The organism is Cupriavidus sp. GW821-FHT02F09, assembly GCF_059421605.1.
Genome location: NZ_JBWKVH010000022.1, coordinates 1 through 19,094 on the forward strand (window position 1 = coordinate 1; position 19,094 = coordinate 19,094).

Sequence of the window (19,094 nt, forward strand, 5' to 3'; positions counted from 1 at the left end):
ACGAGGATTTAAAGGTGGAAGCTGCCTGAGAAAGTGTCCAGGTTTACTTGACCACCACAGTCGCCGCCCCGCAGGGGAGGTGAAACCGCAGTTGCTTTTGACTTTGAAGTTAATAAGTTGCAGTTGCAGTTTCAACCCAAAATCAAAAATCAAAAATGCGCCAGATACCCCCCATCCACCGCCAAAACATGCCCAGTAACATATGAAGCCGCCCCCGAAGCCAGAAAAACCACCGCCCCCGCAATCTCCTCCGGCTGCCCCCACCTCCCAAGCGCAGTCCTCTGCCGCAACCACTCGGCAACGCCAGCGTCATCCACCATCGGCTGATTAGGCTCGGTAGCAAAATACCCGGGCGCAACCGCATTCACAGTCACCCCGTCGCGCCCGAGATCCGCTGCCATGGCGCGCGTCAGCGCATCGAGCCCACCCTTGGTAGCGGGATACAGCACATCGTTGGCACGCGCCACCTGCCCGGCAATCGAGCTGACATTGACGATGCGACCGTAGCGCCCGCGCCGCATCAGCTGCGCCGCGTGGCGGCACAAGGCGTAAGGCGCCACCAGGTTGGTCTCCAGCATCTCGCGCAGGTCCGCCGCGTCCAGGTGCGCCATATTGCTGCGGTTGCGCGCGCCGGCGTTGTTGACGAGGATATCCAGGCGGCCATGCGTGGCATCGATGTGGGCGAAGGCGGCGTCAACCGCGGCCGCATCGGTGACGTCGAGCACCAGCGGCTCGGCGCGGCCGCCGTCAGCGGCCAGCGCGGCAACGGCGGCATGCACGCGCTCGGCGTTGCGCGCGGCGACGATGACGTGTGCACCGGCTTGCGCCAGCCCGGCGGCAATCGCCTGGCCCAGGCCTTGCGCGCCGCCGGTGACCAGCGCCACGCGGCCTTCGAGGGAAAAAGGTAAGGTAGCCATGCGGCGACTATACCGCAGCGGGCCTAGCGGATCAGCTTGCCGGTGGACGACACGATCGACATTTCGACAAACGACGAACCCGTATGCCGCGTCGGGCTGTAGCTGATCAGGATGCCGCCGAGGTCATAGTCGCGCAGGCTCTCCAGCGCGCCGACCAGCCGCTCGCGCGTCAGGTCCGGCCCGGCACGGCGCAAGCCCTCTACCAGCACCTTGGCCGACATGAAACCCTCCATCCCGGCATTGCTCGGGTCCACGCCTTGCTGCCGCGCCAGGCTGCGGTATTCGCTGGCAATGCTCATCTGGCTTGAATTGGTGCCTGGCACCACCTGCGTGATGATCAGGCCGCGCGCATCCTCGCCGAGCTCCTTGATAAAGGAGTCGGCAGCGTTGTTGGACAGCGTGACGAACTGCGCCTGGCTGCCGCCGCGGCGCAGTTCCTTGATCAGCCGCGCCGCCTCGGAGCCGGAGCCGATGACCAGCACCGCTTGCGGGCCGGCCTTGTTGATGGCGGTGACACCGGCCTGGATATCGCCCATCGGGCGCGCAAACGAGGCACTGGCCGCCGGCTGCACGCCACGCGCCTGCAGCGCGGTGCTGAAGCCTTCGAACACGTCCTGGCCAAAGCCGTCGTTGGCGTAGAAGATGGCGATGCGGGTCATGCCCGAGGTGGCAAGATGGTTGATTGCGCGGGCCACCTCGTCCTGGTACTTGGCGCGTACGTTGAACACGTAGCGGTTGACCGGGCGGTGCAAGGTGATGGCGCCGGTCAGCGGCGCCACCAGCGGCACCTTCTCGGTGTTGACGATGGGCAGGATGCTTTCGTTCTGCGGCGTGCCGCGCACCATGAAGAGCGCGAACACCTTGTCTTCCTGGACCAGCTTGCGCACATTGTCGGGCGTGCGCTTGGCGTCGAAGCCGTCGTCGTACGTCACCAGCTCGATGCGCCGCCCTCCTACACCGCCGTTGGCGTTGACCGTTTTCAGGTAGACCTGCGCCCCGGCGATCTGCTCCTTGACCGAGCCCGCCACCGGCCCGGTCACCCCGGCCGATTGCCCGATCTTGATGGTGGTCCTGGTGACCCCTTGCTCGGCCTGTGCCAGCGGCGCAAGCCCACCCAGCGTGGCGGCCAGCAGGCCGCACGCCATCCATGTTGTCTTCATCTCCGACCCCTCGTTCGTTTGCGAATCTTTTGCTTTGTCATGCGCGCCACGGATGGGCGCGGCGACAAGCAAATTACCTCAAAGCAAGGCGATTCGGCAAATCGCTGTTGCAAAAGCGGCGAGGGAGGGCTCGGCTGGGGAAATATCGGGAGCTGGCCCGCCGGGGCAGGCGGCCCTCAGGCCGCCGAGCCTCGGCGTGACAACGGGACCGTCCTGCCCATCAGGATGAGGGCAAGCGCAAGGGAGAACTCAGGGAAAAGCGGGTACGGCGGGATCCAGCCCGGCGAAGCGAGCTTCCGGGTGGGCCGATTGCAGCAGCGCTTCGATTTCCTCGACGCGGCCACGCGGCACGTCCACCATCAGCAGGATCTTGCCTTCCTCGATGTCCTTTTCGAAGGCCTTGTGCCGGCTGTTGGGCGCGGAGCAGCCGATCATGCTGGACGCCCAGGCGCCGAACACCGCGCCCAGCACCGCCAGCACGCCAACCAGGCCCCATTGCGGGGTATCGCTGACGATCGGGAACATCGCCACCAGCGCACCTGCCACGATGCCGATGCCACCGCCCACCATCAGCCCCATCTCGGCGGCATGGACGATATCGGAAGTCTGGAACAGGTTGGCTTCATGCAAGCCGCTCATATCGGCGCCATCGCGCGCGACAAAGTGGATATGGCTGTTCTCGATGCGAGCCAGCAGCAAGTCGTCCATGGTGCGGCGAGCACTCGCCAGATCGGGCAACAACCAGAAGATACGTTTGCGCATGACTCTCTCCTCGCTTCAGGCCACGTCAGGCCGTTTCGGACTATCCCGGCAGCGGTGTGCATGCGGAGTCGCCTTCACGCAACCATGCCAGCCAAGCCAGATGGTGGAGGTGCATCCGTATCCGCCCTGGGGACGGGTTTTTTCATTTGTACGCCAGTCGCGGGGGGAGCGCAAGGCAACATCGCAGCGATGCCGCCCACGCGTCACCTCGCGCCGTTTTCTGCCCGTTCGTGTGCGCGGCTTACATCAGAATGTGATCGGCAAGCGCACGGTTACCGTCAGGTTTGGCGTGTCGGTGGTCAGCCCGGCGCCGACCGATACGTTCAGCGTGTACCGGCTGTTGAACCGATAGGAATAGCCCACCAGCAAGGTGCCTTGCGTCACCCGCACCGAGCCCGGCACCGTCGAGCCGTTCTGCTTGGTCGGCCAGATGATGCTCTGGTCGTAGCCGATACTGAACGAGGCATGCTCGTTGAGCGAGAGGCCGATACCGAAATTGAAGCCGAAGATATCGCCCGGCGCGATCTTGCCAAGCGACTCCTGTTGCCCGTTCAGTACCGTGCGGCTGACATTGTCCCGAGCGAAATTGTGCAGATAGCTGAAGGTGCCGAAAAACACCGCTGGGTCGGTCGGCAACAACCACGTAATGCCTGGCTGGATCGCCTGGAAGCCGGTACCCGTGGGCAGCCCCAGCGGCAGGCCGGTGCCGGTGGTATTGCCCACGCAGCGCGTCACGCAATCGGTCACCACATCGAAGGGGCTCTTGCCGGTGGCGGATTTGTAGCGCAGCCAGCCGATGAAGTACGGCATTTTCTCGTTGCCGTAGTTGATCTGGTAGCGCAGGGTCGCCTCCACGTCGCCCAGCCCCTTGCCGCTGGCATTGAAGACGTTATCGACCGCGGTGCCGGTAAAGACTTCACGGCTGATCGTCGAGCCGGAACTCTGCACGTAGGGCACCTTGGCCTCGATCTCCAGGCGCTTGGTGAGGCCGTAGCGAAGCGCGACAGCTTCGATGTAGGTCGAGGTCTTGACCTCGCGCACATCGATCAGGCCGATCAGGATCGCGGGGATGATGGTGTAGCCAACCAGCGCCACCCGGTTGCTGGACGAATATCCGTACTGGAAGCTTGGCTCGACCACCAGCTTGCCAGCGGGTGTCAGCACGCCTGGCTGATCGAAGATCGGCGCGATCGCAGGAGGGGCCGTGTTGGCTTCGGGTGGTTTTCCCACCGGCTGCTCGTCGCCGGCGAGAGCCATCTGGGTGCTGTCCTGCGCACTGCTCTGGTTGTTGTTAGGGGGACTGTCGCTGGCTTGCGGCAGGTTGTTGGTATTGGGCAAGCCTTGCGTGCCCGCCGAGCCGGCAGCGGCGGCAGCGGCATTGGTGGCGGTATCGCCAGGGGTCACGCCGCCGGTGCCAGGCGCACGCTGGCCGCCGCGCTTTCTCGCCAGCACGTCGGTGCCCAGCACGCTGCGCAACTCGCGGATGGTGGCCTCCTGCTCCGCCATCGAGCGCTTCATCTGCTCCAGGGTGGCGGCCTGCTCGGTCACCTCCCGCTTTAGCGCCTCCAGCTTTGCCGCGGCCGGTCCTTCGTCGGGTGGGGTCTGGCCCTGTGCCATCCCGCTCAGCAACAGCAATGTCGAACACCCGGCCTGACGGATGCCTCGCAGCGACCCTTTTTTCATTTCGCCTTCCTCCCCCGGACGGCGGACTACTTCGCACAGGAGTCCGCAACCTGCTTAACCCATACTGCCTCTCTCTCTTTGCGCAACTTGCTGCCAGTCGTCCGTCTTCAATGCCTGCCGGCTGCACTGAGCAATGCACTGTTCAACGTCGCGTTGGCCACCTGGGCGCGGAATGCCTGCAAGGTGTTAACCCCTGCGTTGATGGTCACCAAGTTCTGGATCGACTGATTGTTCAACGTGTTCTGAATCACCGTCACCGGCGCACCGGCCAGCATGCTCGCCGCGGCGCTATTGCCCGGCCCGTTCTGGATCAGGCTCAGGACGCCGTTGGTAGTTACCGCGGCACCGGCCGCCGCGATCGCTGTCGCCGGCAGGCTGGTCACCACGGTGCCCGCGCTGGCGCTGGCACTGGTGCCGGTACTGCTACTGCTGCCTCCTGCTGCGCCGCTGCCGTTGGCCCCGCTGGTGCCGGCGGTCACGGGATTGGAGGCCAGCGCGTTGCCCACGGCCGTGGCCGCCGCCGCCCCGGCGCCGGTCGCCACACCGAGTGCCGCGGCCAACCGTGTCGCCTGATCGGCGGTGATGCGGCTCACATCGGGAATAGTAAGACTGGTTGACACCACCAATGCACCGTTGATCAGCACTGAGCGTTCGATACCGAACGAAACCTGCAGCCCACCGCCAACGTCGAAGCCGCCACGCAGGTCATCCAGGCGCTCCTGCGCCACGGGTTTCCAGCTCGCCATGGTGGTGCGAGCCGCGTGCACCTGCGGTGCCGGTGCTTGCGCGCGCACGGCTTCAGGCCTCGCGATGGCGGGGTCGCCGGACGCATCGGCGGCCGGCCGCGCGGCTGCGGCAAAGCCGCCGCGCAGGTCTTGCAGGTGTTTGTCCGCCACCGGCTTCCAGGCAACCGTGTCGGCCTGCGCCGCCGGCGGTGGTGCCGCGGCCTGGAGATCCTTGGTATCCGATGGAGCGGATGGCCCGGATGGCTCGGATGCGGCCTCGAGCGCGCCGCTGCTATCTGTCGTGGGATCCAGCGCGACTTCGGCGGGGTGGTCCGCCAGGGGCGCCGCAATGGGTTCTTGCTGGGCCGGCGTCCGGCCGGCCATGCTGCCGAGCGCGGCAGCCAGGTAAGGGTTATCGGTCCGGTTATCGGTTTGCTCCGGCACGGCCGGCGCTGCGGCAAGGCCGGCGGCGCCGGACGCGCTATGCGAGCCGAGCGCCTCGATCCCGGTGCCTTCGTCGGCCCGCGCTTGCCCGGCGCAGGCCAGGCCAGCGCCCAGCAACACCACTGCGGTGGCCGAACCGGCCCCGCCGCGGCGGCGCTGCGCTGGCTTTGAGGATGTCTGGAACATGGTACGTTCCTTAGAAATCGCTACCGCCATGCGAAGGCATGACGGTGAAGAACAGACTATCCCGGTTGATGCCCATCGAATAAGGGCCGCTTGGCGCGATGCGCCAATCGGCTGCGAGATTGAACCGCGCCGATTCCTCGCGGTTGTGAATCACGAACAGCAAATGGCTGTCCCAGATCTGCTCGAAGTGCTCGCGCGACAGCGCGCGCGTGCCCAGCGCCGGATCTCCGACCAGCACGCGGTTGCCATGCACGCCCTTGACCACGACGAAATGGTGGTAGCCATTCTCGATCACCAGCACGATGGCCGGGATCTGGGTTTCCTCCAGCTTGGAAAGCGGCAATTCATAGCCGTCGGCCAGGAAGCCGCGCGACTCCAGGAAGCGTTTCATATCCAGCAGCGAGAAGCCCTCCTGCCGGATCTTGGCTTGGTCGCCGTTGACGTACATGTTCTGGAACACTGTCTGCTCATTGACCGGATAGCCATACTGGTAGGTGAGCAGCGTCGCCACGGCGGCGGAGCCGCAACTAAAGTCGTATTGCTGGCGAATGGTGGTCTTGTACCGCGCCTCCTTGAGGCTGGTCACCCGTACGTTGTAGTAGTTGCCGCCATCGCCCGTGACGACGGCGTAGTCGGCCCAGGCCAGCGGTGCGCTGGCCGAAACCAGCAGCAGCGTAGCCTGCAAAAGCAGCTTGCGCAGCGTCATGGCTTGAACTGGACGTTAATGATGGTCGCGTTCTGGATCAGCACATTGGAACCCGTGTTCTGGATCACGGTAGGCAAACCCGCGGCACTGGCGAAAGACCCTTCGGCAATGCTGTTGGAGCCGCTGATCACACGGTTGGCGCTGTTGTCCGCCACCGTGCCGGCCAGACGCATGTCATTGACCACGAGCTCGGAGCCGCCACGGATATCCTGCAGTTTGTCGCTGCCGACAGGCTTGCCAAGACCGGCGAGAACGCCGCGCTCACGCGCGGTCGCGGGAGGTGTTTGGTCCGGTGCCGCCGCACTGTGTTCCGTGGCGGTGCCGGTGTTGACCGCAGGCACTGCGGCAGATGGCCCCGCGGGCTGCGGCTCGGCGTAGGCCTGCAGGCCAGGCCAAACCAGGATTGCTGCCGTCATCGCGATGACAGCGGAGCGGACCGATCGCATTGGTGTCTCCTTCAGCCTTCTGTTTGGCGTCCCCATCCTGACGCTCACACAAGAGACGAGTGGACTCTTCGTCGAATGGGCATCCCGGACACGAACAACGCGCCGGAATGCCCTAAGTTGCCGGAGTCAAGCCGTGCCGGCGGGACGTGCGCGCGGGCCATCCACCCGCTGCGCGCGCCACCACCGCGCACTTGCCTTACTTGCCGACCGCCAGGTTGGCCTGGACGTTGACGCTTTGTTGCACCAGCGAAGCGAAGCCGCTGTTTTGGTTGGCGATCATGATGCCCGCCGCCGACTGACCAACGCTGGTCATGGTGTTGGACATATTGAAGGTGCCAGCATTGACAGAGTTGCTACCGCCGGCACCGCCGGCTCCGCCCACTGCGCCATTGCCGGTACCACCGGTGCCGCCCATGCCCACGCCGCCAGCGCCACCGGCGCCGGATGCCGCGCCAACCGCGCCGTTGCCGGCCGTTGCGCTACCGTTGCTGGCCATGGTCGATGCGCCGCCATTGGTCGCGCTACCGCCTGCACCGCCGTTGCCGGCCACGCTGGTTTGGGCACCGCCCGCGCCGCCCGTGCCAGTGGCTGCGCCGGCAGTAGAGGTCGCCGCGCCGCCGCTACCCGAGCCGCCTGCGCCGCCCGTGCCGCCGGCTGCACCGCCGGTAGCCACAGCCGTGCCAGCGCCACTGGAGCCACCGGCGCCACCCGATGCCGATGCGGCGCCACCGGTCGCAGTAGCCGTACCGGCACTGCCGTTGCCACCACTTCCATTGTTGCCCTTGGCTTTGCTGTCTCCGCCGACGCCAACGCTTGCCGCAAGCGCGCCACCGCCGTCACTACCGGCGCTGCCGCCCTTGCCGCCGCTGCCCGTCTTTGCCGCGCCGAGCGCGCCGCCGCCGTCACTGTAGACACTGCCGCCCTTGCCACCCAGGCCAGCACTGCCAGCGAGCGAATCGCCACCAGACGCCTTGGCGTTGCCGCCGTCGCCGCCCCAGCCAACGGCCTTGCCGCCATTGCCGCCGTCGCCCGCATTGGCGCTGCCGTTGGAGGCATAGCCTGCAGTGGCGCTGCCATTGGTAGCCGAACCGCCGCTGCCGCCGTTGCCGCCATTGCCGCTGTTGCCACCGTTGCCACCAGTGCCGCCCTTGCCGGTGCCGCCATATCCAGCGCCGCCCTTGCCACCGGCGCCGCCATTGGCGTTGCCGTTGTTGGTGGCAACGTTGCCGATATTGCCGATCGAGATGCCGCTCACCGAGCCAGATAGCTTGCTGATTGCGATGGCCTTGCTACTGTTGAAGGAGTTGCTGAAGTTGGCGGTGGCCGTGCTGCCGTTGTTGGCGCCAGCGTTGCCATAGCCAGCGTCGAAGGTGACCTTGCCCTTGTTATCGGCGTTGGTCTTGGTAACGGTGGTGTTCTTGGTCGAGGTCTTGGTGTCTACCTTGGTGTGAGTGCTGGAATCCTGCCACGCCGTGGAGTTCTCGTTTGCCGCAGCGCCACTACCGGACTGAGTTGAAGTTGCAGTGGCCGTTTGTGTGTTGCTGCCATCTGATTTCGCGCTATTGTTGTTCGTCGGATTGGCCCAGGCCTGACCGCCAGCCCCAAGGGCTAAAGCAATCGCCGACGCAAGTAAGGTCTTTTTCATACAAAGCTCCCAGGAGGATGTCACAGCGGCTCAGCCTCGCTCCGGCACTCGGGGAGAACGCCGGCTAAAGGCTCAGGTCCGGCATTCCGCCAAACCAGCCTCTCATTGCGCATAATCAGTGCCAGGGAGCGGTTCAAATCCCGTAATCCCTTGAAACACAAGGGCTACAAAGCCATCCAATCAGCCTTTTTCTAGCTTCCTGAGGACAGTCGCGGACGCCGCCGCTGTGAACCGCACACGACATGTCACACGGCTGTGACACGGCCGGACGCATCGCATGGCCAGGCTTTCCCCGGGACAGGCGAAAATCCCCTGCTATCAGGCCTTTAGCGGGGTTCCTAAGGAAAACCCTTGGCCGCAGGCGCTGTATCGCGAATGAAACACGCCTCGCTGCCGGTGCACTGGTCGTCGCTCGCGACGGGTCTCAAACCTTCGGATGACACCCGGCCGCTGCAGTCCGGCACGGCATGTGTTGCCTGCCGGGCAGTGGCCTTAATGTATGGAGATTGCGCTGCATGCTGCCTATGCGGTGCGCGCGCGCAACGCCTTCGCAACGTTTAAGTAACTAATAAGCAACATATGGCAACATGACTAGGCTCTATGTCTGATTTAAAGTACATTAAGGCTAATTCAAACCTGTCGCCCAATCACAAGGGAAACCATGAGTGAAGCCGTCGTTCCCCTGTATCACCAGATTTACGTGGTACTACGCCAACAGATCGTGGAAGGCCGCTTTGGTCAAGGCCCCTTGCCCGGTGAAATCGACCTCGCCAAGCAGTTTCACGCCTCGCGCGTGACCATGCGGCGCGTATTCGACCGCCTGGTGCAGGAGGGTCTGGTACGCCGTCACCGTGGCCTTGGCACCTTCGTCAACCCGCATCCGATCAAGCCGGTCACGCTCGGCGACCGGCCCGGCAGCCTGCTCGACAACATCATCGACATGGGCCAGAAGACCTCGGTCAAGGTGATCTCGATCGACGATGTGCATGCCACCCCGGAAGTCGCCGAAGCGCTTGGCCTGCAGCCGGGCGACCCGGTGGTCAAGGTGGTGCGCGTGCGTCATTACGGCAGCCGCCCTCTGTCGCACATCACAGCCTATCTGCCGGCCGACCTGGGCCGCGGCCTGAATCGCAAGGATCTCGAGATCACGCCAATGCTGCGCCTGCTCGAGGCTGCGGGCGTGCAGCTTGGGCGCGCCAGCCAGACGCTCTCGGCCCGGCTGGCCGACGTGGTGGTAGCGCCGTTGCTGGACGTGCCGGTAGGCGGTGCGCTGCTGGCGGTGCGCCGCGTGGTGCTGGACAAGGCTGGCCGCCCGGTGCAATTCCTGCTAGGCCAATACCGTCCGGACCGCTACGAGTACCGCATGGAGCTCTCTCCCGCAGGTGGCGACAGCGCCAACGTGTGGGTGGAGCGCGAAGCACGGACGGGGCTGCGCGAGTAAGAAAAGCAAGCGATACTGCACGCTCACGATCTTCCTGGAAGGAAACCGCGATGCCTGCTCCCCGCATGGGCCGACCACGCTCCCAAGCGCTCACACACCCCTCGCGCCGCAAGGCAATGCGCGGGCTGCTCGGCGCCGCCGCCAGCCTTGCTTTGCTTGCGCAGGCGCCGTCGACGCGCGCCCAGGTGGCCGGACGCAAACCCATCCGCATCCTGGTGGGCGCGCCCGCCGGAGGCACCACGGACACGCTGGCGCGCACCATCGCCCAGGAAATGTCCCGGGAGCTGGACCAGCCCGTGCTGGTGGAAAACCGCCCGGGTGCCGGCGGCAATATCGCCGCCGACCTGGTCGCCAAGAGCGCACCCGACGGCACCACCTTGCTGATGAGCTTCACCAGCCACACCATCAACGCCACGCTGTACAAGAAGCTGCCCTTCGACCCGGCCCAGGATTTCACGCCGATCACGCTGGTGGCGACTGTCCCCAGCGTGCTGGTTGCCACGCCGAGCCTGCCCGCGAATAACATCCCGGAATTGATCCAGTTGGCCAAGAGCAAGCCCGGCAAGCTGAATTTTGCGATCGGCTCGGTGGGTTCGTCCGTGCACCTGGCCGGCGACATGTTCAAGATGATGACGAACACCTACATCGTCAACATCCCCTACAAGGGCACTGCGCCGGCCATTACCGACCTGCTCTCGGGCCAGGTCGACCTGATGTTCGCCAGTACCTTCAATGTGCTCCCGCACGTCAGGAGCGGGAAACTCAAGGTGCTTGGCGTCACCAGCCCGGCGCCGCTGCCGCAGTTCCCCGGCGTCGCGCCGATCGGCGCCACCGTCAAGGGGTTCGAGTCCAGCGCCTGGTTCGGCCTGTTCGGCCCCGCCGGCCTGCCGCCGGACGTCTTGCAGGCGCTATACCAGGCTGCCCGCAAGGGCCTTGAAGCGCCCGCGGTGCACAAGCGCCTGGAGCTCGACGGCGCGCAGCCGGTCGGCAATTCGCCGGAGGCCTTTGCCGCTTTCGTGCGCAATGACATCAAGCGCTGGGCCAAGGTGGTCAAGTATTCGGGAGCCACGCCGGAATGAGACCGCTTGCCGGGCCCGCCCACACCCCGGCCACGTTGGCGCAGAAGCTGGTTGCCCGGGCTGCCGGCCTGGAGACGGTCACGCCGGGCACCATCGTGACGTGCCGGGTGGACCTGGCCATGTCGCACGATTCCAGCGGCCCGCGCCGGGTAGCGCCGCTGCTGCGCGAACTGGGCGCCAAAGTGTGGGACCCGGAGCGCTATGTGGTGGTGACCGATCACTACCTGCCCGCGGCCGATCCCGAGGCAGAGGCCATCGTGCGCTTCACCCGCGACTGGGTCCGCGAGGCGTGCCTGCCCCACTTCATCGACGGCGAAGGCATCTGCCACCTGGTATTGCCCGAACACGGCCACGTGCTGCCGGGACGCTTCATCGTGGGCGGCGATAGCCACAGCCCCACCGGCGGCGCGTTCGGGGCCTATATGTTCGGCATCGGCGCGACGGAGATGGCTGGCGTGCTGGCCACCGGCGAGATCTGGTTGCGCGTGCCGCATACCATCCGCCTGCAATGGGACGGCAGGCTCTCGGCCGGGGTTTGCGCCAAGGACATCATGCTGTTCCTGTGCGGCCGGCTGGGACTGGACGGCGGCCGCTATGAAGCCATCGAATATACCGGCGAGGCCGTGATGGCCCTGCCCATGCAGGAACGCATGACGCTGACCAACATGAGTGCCGAGCTTGGCGCACAGACCGGCCTGATCGCCCCCGACGCCACCACACGGGCCTGGCTGGCACAGGCCGGCGTGCCCGCCGCGACGCTCGACGCCATCGCGCTCTCGCACTGGCGCACCGAGCCCGGCGCGCCAGTGCTGGCGAACCACCGCTTCGACGCGGCCGCGCTGGCGCCGCAGGTGGCCGCGCCGCATTCACCGGCCAACACCGGCCCGGTCGACCAGGCCGCCGGCCAACGCGTGGACATCGCCTACCTGGGTGCCTGCACCGGCGCCAAGCTGGAGGACCTGCGCATGGCTGCCAGCGTGCTGCGCGGCCGGCGCGTGGCGCCGGGGGTCACGCTGCAGGTGGCGCCCGCCTCGCTGCGCGACCAGCGCCAGGCCGAGAGCGAGGGCACGCTGGCCATCTTGCTGGATGCCGGGGCGCAATTGCTGCCCAATGCGTGCAACGCGTGCGCGGGCTATGGCCCTTCCCGCTTTCCTGCCAACAGCCGCGCCATCGCCTCGACCGCGCGCAATTTTGCCGGCCGCATGGGCGAGAGCGGCAGCGCGGTCTGGCTGGCTTCGCCGCTGACCGTGGCGGCGTCCGCCGTCACCGGAAGCATCACCGACCCGCGCGGGTTGCTGCCATGAGCCCAGCCCCCATCCCCCCCCTTCCGGGCGGCCGGATCTGGCGCTTTGGCGACAACGTGGATACCGACCAGATGGCACCCGGCGCCCATATGAAGGGGGGTGTCGAAGAGATTGCCCGCCACTGCCTGGCCGGGCTGCGTCCCGAGTTTCCAGCCACGGTGCGCCCCGGCGACCTGCTGGTGGCCGGGCGTAATTTTGGCGTGGGATCCTCGCGCGAGCAGGCGCCGCAGGCACTGCGCCATCTCGGCCTGGCCGCGGTGATTGCGCCGTCTTTCGCTGGCCTTTTCTACCGCAATGCGATCAATCTGGGCCTGCCGGCGCTGATCTGCCCCGATGTCACGCGCCTGGTGGATGGCGGCACGGCGCGGCTCGAGCTCGAGCAGGCTTGCCTGATGCTGCCCGATGGCAAGCGCGTGGCTTGCGAGCCGATCCCCGAATTCCTGCGTGCCTTGCTGCAGGCCGGCGGGCTGGTGCCGCATTTGCGGGCCAGGCTGGCGGCGCAGCGCTAAAGGCGCCCGCACAGGCAGCAGCGCAACCTCAAGCAGGGCGCCAGCAGGCGAACTGGCGCAGCAAGGCCATCACTTCCTCATCGGTGGTCTGCCTGAAATCCAGGTAGAACGCGCCGACGGCGCCAAAGCTGGCTGGCACGTTCAGGCAGATCACCTCGTCCGCCGAGGCGCGCAGGCCGGCTTCGCCCTCGATGGAGGCAACTGGCACGGCCGCCACCACCCGCTTTGCCTGCGCCCGGCGCACGCCCTCCAGCGCGGCGCGCATGGTGGCGCCGGTTGCCACGCCATCGTCCACCACGATCACGGTGCGCCCAGCCATGGCCGGCACGGACGCACCACCGCGATAGCGCTGCTGCCGCCGCCCGATCTCGTCGAGCTGGCGGCCGCGCTCGGCATCGAACGCACCGCTGTCGCGTGCGCGGCGCGTCCAGGGATCGTCGTTTGCCACCGTCAGCGGCGCACTGCCAGCGGCGTCGCCCTCCACCACCGCGCCCAGCGCCAGCTCGGGATAGCCGGGAGCGCCGATCTTGCGGACCAGCAGGATATCGAGCCGTCCCTCGAGGATCCGCGCCACCTCGAAGGCAACCGGCACACCGCCGCGCGGCAGCGCCAGCACCAACGGCGCCTCGCCAGCCGCAGCGGCGCCAAAGCCGCGTTCCGCCAGGTGCCGTCCAAGAAAGATCCCGGCTTCGCGGCGATCGGCAAAGCACGGCGGCAATGGCGGGAAGCGTGACATGGCTGGCTCCTGCAGAGGGTCGGTCGGGCCGGGGCAGGCCAGTGCTGCAGCGGTGCCGGCACGCGCTCACGGCAGCGAGGCAACGCGGCGTGCGCGTGCACTAGCCAAATATAGACCGATAAGGCCGGCGAATCGAGATGGGGAAAGGAATCCGGAAAGGAAAGCAGGATGGGACGGCTAAGGCACCGTGCATGTCCGATCACCGCGCCACGTGCTGGCGGCGCCTCGGCCAGCGCGCCATTGGATGGGATTGCGCAACAGTGTATTTTGCCAGGGCCGGATTATCTTTCTGGCACGTTTAGCTAAGATGGCCGGTACCGATGGCAGCCGCAGGAATCGCCATTTCACCAGCGCCAGCTACGAGGCATCACCGCGTGGCACGCCCGTCAGACTCAGCGAGAACGCACATGAGCACACATCACAAATCCACGCACGACACCCAGCGCAAGGAACAGGCAGTCACTGACGCCAGCGGCCTCGGCCTCGATATCCCATACGGCTCGCTCGACGCGGCGGCACTTGCCGAGCTGCCGTATACGTTTCGACCGGTGGGCGCCGCCACTCGCTTCTACAACGAGTGCTTCAGCTGAGCCGCTCTGAACCGCTGAATGCGGCAACGCCGCGGATGCCCGGAGTCGCGTGACCCCGGCCATCCGCGGCGTTTTCCATTGCGCCATTGCGCTCACGCGTTAGCGGGTACGCTTGGCGTCTTGCTTGGCATCACCATAAGCGGCCTGCGTCTTGCCGGCGATCTGCTCCGCCTTGCCTTTGATCTCGGTGCTGGCGCTGCCGGTCACCTTCCCGGCAACTTCCTTCACCTTGCCCTTGGCTTCCTCGATACGGCCCTTCACTTGATCCTTGTTCATGGTCAGCTCCAGTTTTAGCGACGGTACAGGAATGAATCGCCCTCCAGCGGCGAGCCGGCAATCTCGCCGTGCCCGCGCCGTGCCCACATGCATGGACAGGAGGGCGCTGAAATCAGCTTAGGCAGTCGCGGCGGCCTTGCGTGTCAGGCGGCGGCTGTAAGCCCTGTAGGACGAATGCCCAGGCGAATGCGCACGCGTCCGGGATTGACGCGCGAATGAGGCACGGCCGTCCGGGGAGACAGGGAAATCAACAGGGAAATCAACAGGGAAATCAAAAGAGCGCCTCGCGTGGGAACACGAGGCGCTGGCCGGCAAGGAGATTCCAGCAGGGAGGCGCATAGCCCGACGGGGAAAGTAAGGCTACACGCGGATTCTATATCATTTTTATCAATTAAAAACAGGGGTGATGTTTCATATTTGCGCAAAAAACCGATCCGACGAAACAGGATCAGACGCACTCCGGCACACCCAGGCTGCCGCCAGGCAACGCTGCCGGCGCGCCGCGCTCGAGATGCGCGGGCAGCCACTCGCATAGCCCGGCCCGCGTCAGCGGGCGCGCGAAGTGATAGCCCTGCCCCAGGCGCACGCCCTTGCCCGCCAGCCACGCGCGCTGCGCCTCGCATTCGATGCCTTCAGCCACCACCGCCAGATCCAGGGCGTGCGCAAAGTTGATGGTAACGTCGACGATCTGGCCGCTCACCTTGTCGCCAGGATCGGCCTGCACAAAGATGCGATCGAGCTTGAGGAAGTCCACCTCGAACTGCTTGAAGTAGGCCAGCCCGCAGTAGCCGGTGCCGAAGTCGTCCACCGCCAGCTTGATGCCGCGCGCCTTGGCGCGCTGGATCGCGCTGCGCTGGTGCTCCACCAGCGAGACGGCATCGCGCTCCGTGATTTCCAGCACCGGGGTCACGTTGGCCCGCAGCAGCGCGAACAGCGGCGAGTCTTCGGCCCAGAAGCCCGCGTCGTCGAAGTGCTCGCTGGAGACGTTGAAGGCGAGATGGAACGCGGGCGGCAACGCCAGCGACTCCAGATCGCGCAGCACGCGGGGGATCAGGTTCAGCGTCAGCGCGACCGCCAGATGCTGTTGCTCGATGGCCTGGATGAAATGCTCCGGCTCGAGCAAGCCGCGCCGCGGGTGCGCCCAGCGTGCCAGCACTTCCAGCCCCGTGCATAGCCCGCTCTCCAGATCGACCACCGGTTGGTAGTAAGGCACGAACTCGCCGTTGCGCAGCCCGCGCTGCAGCTCCGCGGCAAAGGAGCGGCGCGCCGCCCGGCGCGAATGCAGCCCCAGCACCACCAGCGCGGCGATGCCTGCGGCCAGCGGTGGCAGCACCATGTACTTGAGGCTCTCATGCAGCATCAGGCTGTGCGGCGCGCTCGCGATGACGGTGATCGGGTGTCCCGTCAGTGGCCGGATATCGACAATGCCATGCGCGCCCTGCCCGGCGTCATCACGCCGCACCAGGGCTGGGGCACCGGCGTGCTCGCCCGCGCCGCCCAACTCGCCACCAACGCCGCCGTTGAGCATGAAACGCCTGCCCGCCACCTCGATCTCGATACCGGGAAATCCCAGCTTGCCCGCCGACTGCACCATGTCGGCCAGGTAACGCCCCTCCACCCAGACAAGCACGCCGCCGCCCGGGGCAGTGCCTAAGAACACGGCAAGCGCCATGCTGCCACCGCGAGGGGGCTTGGCAAGGAGGTACTGCAACCCGGGCTGCCAGTTCAGCAGCTCGCCCAGGGGGGTCGCGATCTCGCCGCGCACCGCCGAGCAATAGCGCATGCCGCGCGCCACCAGCACCACATCGCGGATATAGGCGGTATAGGCACCCTGCTCCTGCAACTGGCGCGCCACGCGGCGGCAGGGTGCGCCCACCAACGCACGGTCCTGGTAGGCAATGTCAAGCGTATCGGCCAGCGCGAGTTCCAGGTTGTCACGCACCGCCGACGCCATGCGCTCCACGCGCTCGCGCGCATCGTGCGCGGCCAGCATCGCGACCAGCCATAGTGCCAGGCCGGTGGCAAGCAACGCCGCCAGCAAGGCGGGCCGCCGCGCCCCGGCGCGGCCGGCTTCTCCCCGCAGACAGCGCTTCATATTGCCGCCGGCAGGCTGAGGGTGACGACGGTGCCCTTGCCGATCTCGCTGGCAAGCGTGATCTGCCCCTGATGCACCGCCACGATCTCGCGCACGATCGCCAGGCCCAGGCCGTTCCCCGTTGCATTGCCCTGCCGGTTGGCCCGGTAAAAATTGTCGAACGCCATGCCCGCTTCTTCCTTCGTCATGCCGATACCCCGATCCTCGACCCTGACCGAGACCTTTTCCTGCTCTAGCGGCAGCGGCTCGACCGTGACGGTAACTTCGTCTTTCCCGTCTGAATACTTCAGCGCATTTTCTATCAGGTTGCGTACCGCCTGTGTCAATTGCGCGCGGTCCGCCAAAACGTGCAGCGGCATGCCGGCATCGATCACGCGCACCCTGCCCGCTTCGGTGAACTCGCCCGCCACCGTCTCGCGCACGAGCGTGGCTACCTCCACGCGTTCACGCTCGAGCATGCCGCTGCTGCGCGCTTCGATGCGGGCCAGGTCGAGCAGGTCGGACAACAGCGCATTGAGCTGGCCGGCACGGGCGTGGATGGCATGATAAATACCGCTGCGCCGCTCCACCGGCACCACATCGGCACTCAGCAGTTCGGCATAGCCGGCAATGCCCGCCACGGGCGCCTTGAGCTCGTGCGCGGCCGCGGAGACAAAATGGGATTTCATGCGGTCATGGCGCAGTTGCGTCGTCACGTCGCGCAGCACCAGCACCAGGCCGCCGCCGCTGGCCGCATGCACGATGCGCACCTCGTAGGCGGGCGACACCGCCATGTCGAACTCGACGATGCCGGCGAACTCCCCGGCCGGCTCAGCCCGGTCCAGCTCCGCCAGGAGCTGCTCGGCGCGGCAGGCCTGCCGCGCCGCACGCCGGCCGCGGTAGAGCCAGTGGACAAACTCGCGCTGCGTGGCGCCGCGCAGCCGCGACAACGACACGCCCAGCAGTTCGCACAGCGCGGTATTGGTCTCGTCGATCACACGATCGCGGCCAAACACCGCCACACCGTCGGGCATGGCCAGAAACAGCCCGCGCAAATGCTGCTTCTTCTCGGCCAGGATATCGCGCACCACGGTCTCGCGGTCGGCCAGCGCGGCGAGCTGGCCGACCGCGATGAACTGCCTGACCTGGAAGAACATCACCAGCACGGTGACCATGCCGGCGATCGCGATCCCGGCGCGCAAGCGGTCGTGATAGCTGGCAAGGGCCGCATCGCTGCTGATGCCTGCCAGCACCGCGAGATTGCGCCCGGGCAAGCGCTGGATAGCGTAGATACGGCGAACGCCATCCAACCCGCCAACGGCTGTGATGAGGCTGTCCTGCGCGCTGGCCAGCACCCCGCGCAACGCGGAGCCGGGCATCAGCACCTGACCCGGCTGGCTGCTTTCCTGGCTCCAGCGCGCGCGCACCACGAAGTCGTCCGTGCCCGCCAGCAGCACGGTGCCGGACTCCCCCAGGCCCGCCTTGGCGTAGACCCTCGACAGGTAGCCGGGGTCGAGCGACACCACCACCACGCCCGAGAAGCGGCCATCCTTGGCGCCCACGATGCCCCGGGACAATGGCATGGACCAGTGGCCGCTGACACGCCCGACAAGGGGCATGCCGACATACAGCGACGGCAGCGCGCGGCTCTCGTGCACGCGGAAATACTGGCGGTCGCTCAGGTCCGCCGACTCGAAGCCCGCGCTGGTGGATGCGCGCAGCCTGCCGGCGCGGTCGAGCACGGATACTTCGAGAAAGGGGGCGACGGCAAGGTAGCCGCCACGCTTCCATTGCGCCAGCGGCAGCGCGGGCCCGCGCTCCACCACGGCGCCACCAACGAGCGATGCGATCTGGTCGGCCTCGGCCAGCGTGCGCTCGGCGTGCTCGCCGAGCAGCCCGGCCACGCGGGCCAGGCCGGCATGCACGTGCCGCAATTCGGCCGCGCGGTCCCATAGCCCCAAGCCGGCGAGCGCGCACCAGATGCAGGCCACGATGACAATGCCTGACCAGAACGGGCGTCTCGCGGAGCGATGCGCACCTGCCAATACCTGTCGGTAGATTTCCAGCCTCATGGGAAAGCTACCAAAAAACGAATATATTGTTCATCACAGCCGTGAATCGCAGCCTTCGATACTAGTCAGCGCGTGCGTGCGCCCCGCGCACCCCCCGGGTGCCGCTGCCTGAAGGCAGCCTGCTTGCGGCAAAACTTCACAGTATGATCTATTCGGCTGCGCCAGTCCGCTCGCACTGGCCCATCGCCCCGGGATATCCGGCGTAGCCGGCCAGGTGCATCGCGAAGCGTTAACTTCAACGGTTCAGCGAGGCTTTATCATAATTGCGTGTTTTCCTGGCATTAAGTTGCGCTTAGGCAGCTTTCCGAAGAATAATGAAAACAATACGATACGTAACGC

General features: G+C 66.3%; 17 protein-coding genes. 5 read left to right on the forward strand and 12 right to left on the reverse strand.

The annotated features are described in order from the left end of the window. Positions 1-149: 149 nt before the first annotated feature. From AC07XB_RS22745 to AC07XB_RS22780, 8 genes are all read right to left on the reverse strand, one after another. Complete coding sequence (locus AC07XB_RS22745) at positions 150-917, reverse strand: SDR family oxidoreductase (RefSeq protein ID WP_183034760.1); 768 nt, start codon at positions 915-917, stop codon at positions 150-152. Positions 918-940: 23 nt separating this feature from the next. After that, positions 941-2,077, reverse strand: a complete 1,137-nt coding sequence (locus tag AC07XB_RS22750; protein WP_492813440.1) for an ABC transporter substrate-binding protein — start codon at positions 2,075-2,077, stop codon at positions 941-943. Between the two features lie 249 nt (positions 2,078-2,326). Beyond that, on the reverse strand, positions 2,327-2,839 hold the full coding sequence (locus AC07XB_RS22755; protein ID WP_492371855.1) for a DUF1269 domain-containing protein: 513 nt from the start codon (positions 2,837-2,839) through the stop codon (positions 2,327-2,329). A 246-nt stretch (positions 2,840-3,085) separates the two neighbouring features. Beyond that, positions 3,086-4,522 (reverse strand): acetate kinase, encoded by a 1,437-nt coding sequence (locus AC07XB_RS22760; RefSeq protein WP_492830030.1) that lies wholly within the window; start codon positions 4,520-4,522, stop codon positions 3,086-3,088. A 107-nt stretch (positions 4,523-4,629) separates the two neighbouring features. Beyond that, positions 4,630-5,877, reverse strand: a complete 1,248-nt coding sequence (locus AC07XB_RS22765) for a hypothetical protein (RefSeq protein ID WP_492830028.1) — start codon at positions 5,875-5,877, stop codon at positions 4,630-4,632. A gap of 10 nt (positions 5,878-5,887) precedes the next feature. After that, positions 5,888-6,583: a C39 family peptidase gene (locus tag AC07XB_RS22770; protein ID WP_492371858.1), complete on the reverse strand. Its 696-nt coding sequence runs from the start codon at positions 6,581-6,583 to the stop codon at positions 5,888-5,890. Then, entirely contained in the window at positions 6,580-7,029 is a 450-nt protein-coding gene (locus AC07XB_RS22775; protein WP_492371859.1) for a hypothetical protein, read from the reverse strand. Before AC07XB_RS22775 ends, AC07XB_RS22770 begins: the two co-directional genes overlap by 4 nt. A 196-nt stretch (positions 7,030-7,225) precedes the next feature. Further along, complete coding sequence (locus AC07XB_RS22780; protein WP_492371860.1) at positions 7,226-8,674, reverse strand: hypothetical protein; 1,449 nt, start codon at positions 8,672-8,674, stop codon at positions 7,226-7,228. Between the two features lie 661 nt (positions 8,675-9,335). Between AC07XB_RS22780 and AC07XB_RS22785 the strand changes: the two genes are divergently transcribed. The 4 genes from AC07XB_RS22785 to AC07XB_RS22800 are packed head-to-tail and all read left to right on the forward strand — an operon-like array spanning position 9,336 to position 13,007. After that, positions 9,336-10,115, forward strand: coding sequence for a GntR family transcriptional regulator (locus AC07XB_RS22785; protein WP_253928545.1), 780 nt, complete (start codon positions 9,336-9,338; stop codon positions 10,113-10,115). Positions 10,116-10,165: 50 nt separating this feature from the next. Further along, positions 10,166-11,194 carry a tripartite tricarboxylate transporter substrate binding protein gene (locus tag AC07XB_RS22790; RefSeq protein WP_492830026.1) on the forward strand — a complete coding sequence of 343 codons (1,029 nt, stop codon included), beginning with the start codon at positions 10,166-10,168 and terminating at the stop codon, positions 11,192-11,194. Next, a complete protein-coding gene (locus AC07XB_RS22795; RefSeq protein ID WP_492830024.1) occupies positions 11,191-12,498 on the forward strand; it encodes a 3-isopropylmalate dehydratase large subunit in 1,308 nt (435 codons plus the stop codon). The genes AC07XB_RS22790 and AC07XB_RS22795 overlap by 4 nt, the downstream gene beginning before the upstream one ends. Next, entirely contained in the window at positions 12,495-13,007 is a 513-nt protein-coding gene (locus AC07XB_RS22800; RefSeq protein WP_492371863.1) for a LeuD/DmdB family oxidoreductase small subunit, read from the forward strand. The genes AC07XB_RS22795 and AC07XB_RS22800 overlap by 4 nt, the downstream gene beginning before the upstream one ends. A gap of 28 nt (positions 13,008-13,035) precedes the next feature. Here AC07XB_RS22800 and AC07XB_RS22805 read toward each other — a convergent pair whose 3' ends face one another. Then, positions 13,036-13,743, reverse strand: coding sequence for a phosphoribosyltransferase (locus tag AC07XB_RS22805; RefSeq protein WP_492371864.1), 708 nt, complete (start codon positions 13,741-13,743; stop codon positions 13,036-13,038). Between the two features lie 407 nt (positions 13,744-14,150). Here AC07XB_RS22805 and AC07XB_RS22810 point away from each other — a divergent pair, with 407 nt between their 5' ends. Next, the gene (locus AC07XB_RS22810; RefSeq protein WP_492371865.1) at positions 14,151-14,333 is read left to right on the forward strand and encodes a hypothetical protein; all 183 of its coding nucleotides are present in this window, start codon (positions 14,151-14,153) and stop codon (positions 14,331-14,333) included. Positions 14,334-14,432: 99 nt separating this feature from the next. Here the strand turns inward: AC07XB_RS22810 and AC07XB_RS22815 are convergent, their stop codons facing one another. The 3 genes from AC07XB_RS22815 to AC07XB_RS22825 all read right to left on the reverse strand — a co-directional run bounded on the left by AC07XB_RS22815 (position 14,433) and on the right by AC07XB_RS22825 (position 18,755). Beyond that, positions 14,433-14,609 carry a CsbD family protein gene (locus AC07XB_RS22815; protein WP_492371866.1) on the reverse strand — a complete coding sequence of 59 codons (177 nt, stop codon included), beginning with the start codon at positions 14,607-14,609 and terminating at the stop codon, positions 14,433-14,435. 448 nt (positions 14,610-15,057) lie between these two features. Further along, on the reverse strand, positions 15,058-16,704 hold the full coding sequence (locus tag AC07XB_RS22820; RefSeq protein ID WP_492371867.1) for an EAL domain-containing protein: 1,647 nt from the start codon (positions 16,702-16,704) through the stop codon (positions 15,058-15,060). After that, complete coding sequence (locus AC07XB_RS22825) at positions 16,701-18,755, reverse strand: ATP-binding protein (protein WP_492830023.1); 2,055 nt, start codon at positions 18,753-18,755, stop codon at positions 16,701-16,703. Before AC07XB_RS22825 ends, AC07XB_RS22820 begins: the two co-directional genes overlap by 4 nt. Positions 18,756-19,094: the final 339 nt, after the last annotated feature.